Raw genomic sequence first — 6626 nt, forward strand, 5'->3', positions numbered from 1 at the left:
TTTAAGCTGCTTTAACTAAGCCACTATGCTTAAGCAACGGTGCGGTACTAGGTTCGCGCCCTCGAAAAGATTTGAATACTTCCATTGGGTGCTGGCTACCGCCTAATGCTAATACTGTATCGCCAAAACGTTTTCCAGTAGATGCGATCGCCTCATCAGAATCTAGCCCTGCTTCTTCAAAGGCTGCAAAAGCATCAGCGCTCAAAACTTCCGCCCATTTGTAGCTGTAGTAACCCGCAGCATAGCCGCCAGCGAAAATATGCCCGAAAGCGCATAAAAACGCATCTTCTGCTAGAGGTGGCAAAACTGTATTAGTTTGGGCAATGCGGTTGCGGAAATCGTTGGCGCTTTCCCCATTACCTGGTTGGTAGCGGTGATGTAGTTGGATATCTACACTACTAAAATAAACTTGTCTGAGCATGACACTACCGCTCATATAGTTTTTAGCCGCTACTAGCTTGTGGTAATAATGCTCTGGTAAAGCTTCCCCTGTCTCGTAATGTTTCGCCATTCCCATTAAAGTTGGGTAGTGATAGCACCAGTTTTCCATAAACTGACTGGGCAATTCTACCGCGTCCCACTCTACATTGTTAATACCTGAAGCATCGGCATAATCTACCTTAGTTAGCATATGCTGCAAACCGTGACCAAATTCATGAAATAGCGTTTCTACTTCACCAAAAGTCATTAAGCTAGGCTTGCCATCTACGGGGGGGGATTGGTTGCAAATTAAGTAAGCTACAGGTTTACGCAGGGTAGTTGTGCCATTTTCAGTTAGTTTTGCTCTACCCATGCAATCATCCATCCAAGCACCGCCGCGCTTTTCGGCTGGACGGCTGTAAGGGTCAAGATAAAAATGGGCGATTTCTGCGCCTTTTTCGTCCGCTACCTGGAAATATCTTACATCTTCGTGCCATACCGGAGCTTGACCATCTGCTGCGGTAATAGTTACGCCAAATAAGCGATTGACTAACGAAAACAAACTTTCTAATACTTGCTCTAAAGGAAAGTAGGGGCGCAATTCTTCAGCGCTAAAGTCAAACTTTTCTTCGCGCTGGCGTTCTGACCAAAAGCTAATATCCCAATGTTTTAAGTCGCTATTTGCTGGGTTTTTACTTGCTGCAAAAGCTTTTAATTCTGCCAAGTCTTGTTTAGCTGCATCGTAGCTAGTGGTGCGTAATTCTTCTAATAATTCCTCAACTGCTTCAACGCTAGGAGCCATTTTTCGCGCTAGGCTTAGTTCGGCAAAACTATCAAAACCTAGCAATTGGGCTTTTTCTTGGCGCAACTGTAAAATGCGTTCAACTAAGGGAGTATTGTCTAATTCGCCGCTAGACGCACGACTAATAAAAGCTTTGTAAACCTTTTCCCGTAAGTCGCTACGGGTGCTGTGCTGCATGAAAGGGCCAAAGCTGGGAAAATCAAGTGTAATCCGCCAAGGGCCATTTTCTGGAGTGGCGTTTTCTTGTCCAGCATCACGGGCTGTTTGCGCCGCTAAACTAATTAAGCTGGGTGGTAAACCGTCAATTTCCTCTTTTGCCGTCAAATCTAAGCTAAAAGCTTTGGTAGCATCCAAAACATGATTGGAGAATTTGGTCGAAAGTTCGCCTAATTCTAGTTGAATAGCATTAAAACGCTCTCTTTTTTCTCCTTCTAAGCCAATCCCTGATAGTTCAGCATCTTTAATTGCTGCTTCTACAATCCGTTTTTGGGCGGGTTCTAATTTCTCCCAATCTTGGCTAGAGTGCAGTGCTTTAAAAGCATTGTAAATTGGTTGACTTTGACTGAGTTTGTTAAAAAATTGGATAACTTGCGGCTGCATACTTTCGTAAGCTTCGCGCAATTCGGGGCTGTTTTTTACACCCATCAGATGTCCTACTATACCCCAACTCCAAGTTAGGCGATCGCTCAACCTGTCTAATGGCTCTACTAAACCGCTCCAAGTAGGCTGTACCTTTACTTCTAACTCTGTCAGTTCTTGGTCTACTTGCGCCAATAACTGCGTCATCGCCGGGACAATCTGCTCTGGCTCTATTTCGGCAAAAGGTGGCAATCCTTTACCGATTAGCAATGGATTTTCAGTAGTGGTTGTACTCATAAGCTAATTAACGTTTATCCTTTCTTTTATTGTGGCTTTTTACGAAAAATACCTGTTTAGTAATTACCGTCAATCCCATTAACTGCATTACAAATTTCTCAATCTACGCTATACTAAAACGTAGTCGTTATGAGTTTAACATACTATGACAGATAATACCGTAGAAAATTTAGTAATTATTGGTTCGGGGCCGGCGGGTTATACGGCGGCGATATATGCAGCGAGGGCAAACTTGAAACCAGTGGTATTTGAGGGTTTTCAAGCGGGGGGATTGCCAGGGGGTCAGTTGATGACGACAACGGAAGTAGAGAACTTTCCAGGATTTCCCCAAGGAATTACAGGGCCAGAGTTGATGGATAGCATGAAGGCGCAAGCCGAGCGCTGGGGAGCGGAACTATATACAGAAGATGTAACTTTTGTAGATTTTAGCCAGCGTCCTTTTGTCGTGCGTTCAGAGGAGCGCGAAGTTAAAGCCCATAGTATTGTAATTGCTACGGGAGCAACAGCAAAAAGGTTAGGCTTACCCGGAGAACATCAGTTTTGGAGTCGGGGTATTTCTGCTTGTGCAATTTGTGATGGTGCTACGCCAATATTTCATCGCGCCGAATTAGCGGTAATTGGCGGTGGCGATTCGGCGGCGGAAGAATCAATATATCTGACTAAGTACGGCGATACGGTAAATATGCTGGTGCGCGGTGACAAAATGCGCGCGAGTAAAGCGATGCAAGACCGGGTGTTGAGCAATCCCAAAATTACCGTCCACTGGAATAGTGAGGTTGTAGATGTGTTTGGCAATGACAATCACATGGAAGGGGTAAAAATTCGCAACCTCAAAACTAATGAGGAAACAGATTTACACGTTAAAGGATTATTTTACGCAGTTGGTCACAAGCCGAATACTGATTTATTTAAAGGGCAATTAGAGCTAGATGATGTTGGTTATATTGTCACTAAGCCGGGTTCAGTAGAAACAAGTGTTGAAGGTGTATTTGCGGCGGGAGATGTGCAAGACCATGAGTTTCGCCAAGCAATTACGGCGGCGGGAAGTGGCTGTATGGGGGCGATGTTGGCGGAAAGGTGGCTATCGGTAAACGATTTACTGCAAGAGTTTCGTCAAGTACCACGGGCGGCAAACAATGAGTTGGAACAGGAAACCCAGAAGCCAAGTACAGAACCAAAAGAGTTTGACGTACAGGCTACACGCCATGAAGGAGGCTATGCTTTACGTAAATTATTTCATGATAGCGATCGCTTGCTCGTAGTTAAATATGTTTCCCCTGGTTGCGGTCCTTGTCATACATTGAAACCAATTTTGAACAAAGTAGTAGATGAATTTGATGGTCGGATTCACTTTGTAGAGATTGATATCGAAAAAGACCGAGATATTGCCGAAAACGCCGGAGTTAGTGGTACGCCAACGATTCAATTGTTTAAAAATCAGGAATTATTGGTTGAATCTAAAGGTATTAAGCCAAAAAGTCAGTATCGCCAGTTAGTAGAAAGTTATTTGTAATATCAAAAATTATACAAATAGGATTGCTAATTTCCAAAAACTAGGTCAATTAGAGATAAGACCCTTTTGCAGGGGGTTTGGGGGAGGCAACTCGTCCCCTGATGGGGAGGCAAAAAGCGGTGTAGCTCTGCTTCCCGCTTTGTTGCCGTTGGGTTTGGGGGGCAGACCCCCCAATTCCTGGTTTTTCCTAAAAAGCCCTTAAGTAATCAATTCCTTACAGCTTGCTAATTTTTCAGTGAGTTATTGCATGACCACCCCGATCCAAATTCCTTTTATTGGCAAAGTCAAACATCCGTCTAAGTGGTTCATCGGACTATTAAGCGCTGGTATTTTAGTTAGCGCATCAACCTACTGGGCGATAAATAGACAAGCAACACCCAAACTAGATATCGCATCCTTAACCGTCCCCGTAGTATCTTCCGATGTCACCCTCCGCATTAGCGCCAGTGGCAAAGTTGTACCCGTACAAAGCGTTAACCTTAGCCCCAAAAACTCCGGCGTATTAGCGCAACTGCTAGTAGAGCAAGGAGATAAAGTAGAGCAAGGGCAAATTATCGCCCGGATGGACGACTCCAACTTACAGGCGCAACTAAGCAAAGCCCGCGCTAATCTCGCCCAAGTCCGCGCCCAACTAGCCGAAGCTCGCGCCGGAACCCGCCCTGAAGAAATTGCCCAATCTAGGGCGCGTCTAAACCAATCACGGGCGCAACTAAACCAAGCTCGTACAGGCAACCGTCCCGAAGAAATTGCCCAAGCCCAAGCCCAAGTAGAAGCAGCTAGAGCGCGAGTGAACCTCACTTCTAGCCGAGTTCAGCGCAACCGCAACTTAGCAACTTCCGGGGCAATTTCCCAAGACACTCTAGACGAAGTAATTGCTGACGACAGAAGCGCCAAAGCCACCTTGCTGGAAACTCAAAGACGGCTTATAGACCTAAAAAGCGGCAGCCGCACCGAAGAAATCGACCAAAAAAAAGCCGCCGTCACCGAGCTAGAGCAAGCATTGCAGCAATTACAAAATGGTTCGCGTCCAGAACAAATAGACCAATTTGAGGCATCAGTAGCCGCCGCTGGAAGCGAACTTAAAGCCGTACAAGTTCAGCTAGATGACACAATTATTCGCGCTCCTTTTTCTGGCATAATTACCCAAAAATACGCCACTGTTGGCGCGTTTGTAACTCCCACAACTTCCGCCTCCAACACAGCTTCCGCAACTTCATCCTCCATCGTGGCTGTATCTCGCGGCTTAGAAGTCCTCGCCCAAGTACCTGAAGTTGATATCGGACAAGTTAAGCAAGGCAGAATAGTAGAAATTGTTGCTGATGCTTACCCAAATCAAGTATTTAAAGGCAAAGTACGGCTAATCTCCCCGGAGGCGGTGGTAGAACAAAATGTAACTTCTTTTCAAGTCAGAGTTATCTTAACTACAGGTCAAGAGCAATTAAAATCAGGGATGAATGTCGATTTAACTATTGTGGGAGCCGTCGTTCAAGATGCTTTGGTCGTACCCACCGCCGCCATTGTCACCGATAAAAAAGGACAAACTGGGGTATTAATTCCCGATGATAAAAAACAAGCAAGGTTTAGCCCGGTAGAAATTGGCTCGGCGATTAAAGATAAAACTCAAATTGTATCGGGAGTTAAAACAGGCGATCGCATTTTTCTTTCTCCTCCCCCTAATTACAAACTAGATGGTAAAAACTAATGAATCCTGTAGAAAGCGTCAAAATGGCGGTGACTACTCTGCTGGCAAACAAATTGCGGAGCAGTCTCACAATGCTAGGCATTATCATCGGTAACGCTTCGGTAATTGCCATGATTGGCATTGGCGAAGGAGCGCAAAAGTATATTGCGGGGGAATTAGAATCTCTGGGGCCAAACGTTTTATTTGTGGTTCCCGGCAATCGTGAAACTCAACGCATTACTTTCGATTTACCCAAAACTTTAGTATTAGCTGATGCGGAGGCGATCGCAAATCAAGTTCCCAGCGTCATGGGAGTCGCCCCCGAAGTCAATAGTAGAGCCGTAGTTACTTACCGCAACAAAAACACCGATATTAGCGTAATTGGCACTACTCCTAGCTTCCTGATGGTGCGCGATTTTGAAACTCGCTTAGGGCGATTTATTACCCAAATAGACACGAATCGGAGCAATCAAGTTGCTGTCCTCGGCTCAGATTTAGCCGCTAGATTATTTACTACTTCTTCTCCTATCGGTCAGCAAATACGCCTCAAAAATGCTGCCTATCAAGTAGTAGGTGTGCTTGAATCTAAAGGAGCGGGCTTTGGTACAGATTACGATGATGCGGCTTTTGTCCCGATTACTACTATGGCAAATCGCATTGTCGGGCGGACTTCTCCCTATGGCATTCCTTTAACTTATTTAGTTGCTTCTGCTAAAAATACTGAAAGTGTGGCGGCGGCAGAATTTCAATTACGCAACTTACTCCGGCTGCGTCATAAGCTTAATGGTGAAGATGATTTTACTATTAGTTCCCAAAAAGATGCTCTAGAAACGGTGGGTAAAGTTACTGGCGCTTTAACTATTATGCTTGGGGCGATCGCTTCTATTTCTCTGTTTGTCGGCGGCATTGGCATTATGAATATTATGCTAGTTTCTGTAACCGAACGTACTCAAGAAATCGGACTGCGTAAGGCTATTGGCGCTACTCAACAAGATATTTTGGTGCAGTTTATTATTGAAGCTGTGATTCTTTCCGCCGCCGGGGGTTTGCTTGGTACGGCTTTGGGTGTTGGCGGCATATTAGTGGTTGGGGCGCTATCTCCCCTTGAAGGGGGGATTTCCCCGGTGGCGATCGCTATGGCCGTGGGGGTTTCTGGTGGGATTGGGTTGTTTTTTGGCGTTATTCCCGCTCGTCGGGCGGCTCAACTTGACCCGATTGTTGCTTTGCGAAGCGCTTGAAGTTGATATCTTTTGCTAAGAAAAACCAAGATATGGGGGGTCTGCCCCCCAAACCCAACGGCAACAAAGCGGGAAGCAGAGCTACACCGCTTTTTG

At 45.5% G+C, this 6626-nt stretch carries 4 protein-coding genes; 3 read left to right on the top strand and 1 reads right to left on the bottom strand.

The window, feature by feature from the left end; translation table 11 throughout:
* Position 1: 1 nt before the first annotated feature.
* Positions 2 to 2098 (bottom strand): M3 family metallopeptidase, encoded by a 2097-nt coding sequence (locus C7B70_RS01360; protein ID WP_106367260.1) that lies wholly within the window; start codon positions 2096 to 2098, stop codon positions 2 to 4.
* 145 nt (positions 2099 to 2243) lie between these two features.
* Between C7B70_RS01360 and trxB the strand changes: the two genes are divergently transcribed.
* The 3 genes from trxB to C7B70_RS01375 all read left to right on the top strand — a co-directional run bounded on the left by trxB (position 2244) and on the right by C7B70_RS01375 (position 6530).
* Positions 2244 to 3611 carry a thioredoxin-disulfide reductase gene (gene trxB / locus C7B70_RS01365; RefSeq protein WP_106367261.1) on the top strand — a complete coding sequence of 456 codons (1368 nt, stop codon included), beginning with the start codon at positions 2244 to 2246 and terminating at the stop codon, positions 3609 to 3611.
* Positions 3612 to 3858: 247 nt separating this feature from the next.
* Complete coding sequence (locus C7B70_RS01370) at positions 3859 to 5313, top strand: efflux RND transporter periplasmic adaptor subunit (RefSeq protein WP_106367262.1); 1455 nt, start codon at positions 3859 to 3861, stop codon at positions 5311 to 5313.
* Positions 5313 to 6530 (top strand): ABC transporter permease, encoded by a 1218-nt coding sequence (locus C7B70_RS01375; protein WP_106367263.1) that lies wholly within the window; start codon positions 5313 to 5315, stop codon positions 6528 to 6530. The genes C7B70_RS01370 and C7B70_RS01375 overlap by 1 nt, the downstream gene beginning before the upstream one ends.
* Positions 6531 to 6626 lie beyond the last annotated feature (96 nt).

The organism is Chlorogloea sp. CCALA 695, assembly GCF_003003885.1.
Taxonomy (GTDB): Bacteria; Cyanobacteriota; Cyanobacteriia; order Cyanobacteriales; family Chroococcidiopsidaceae; genus Aliterella.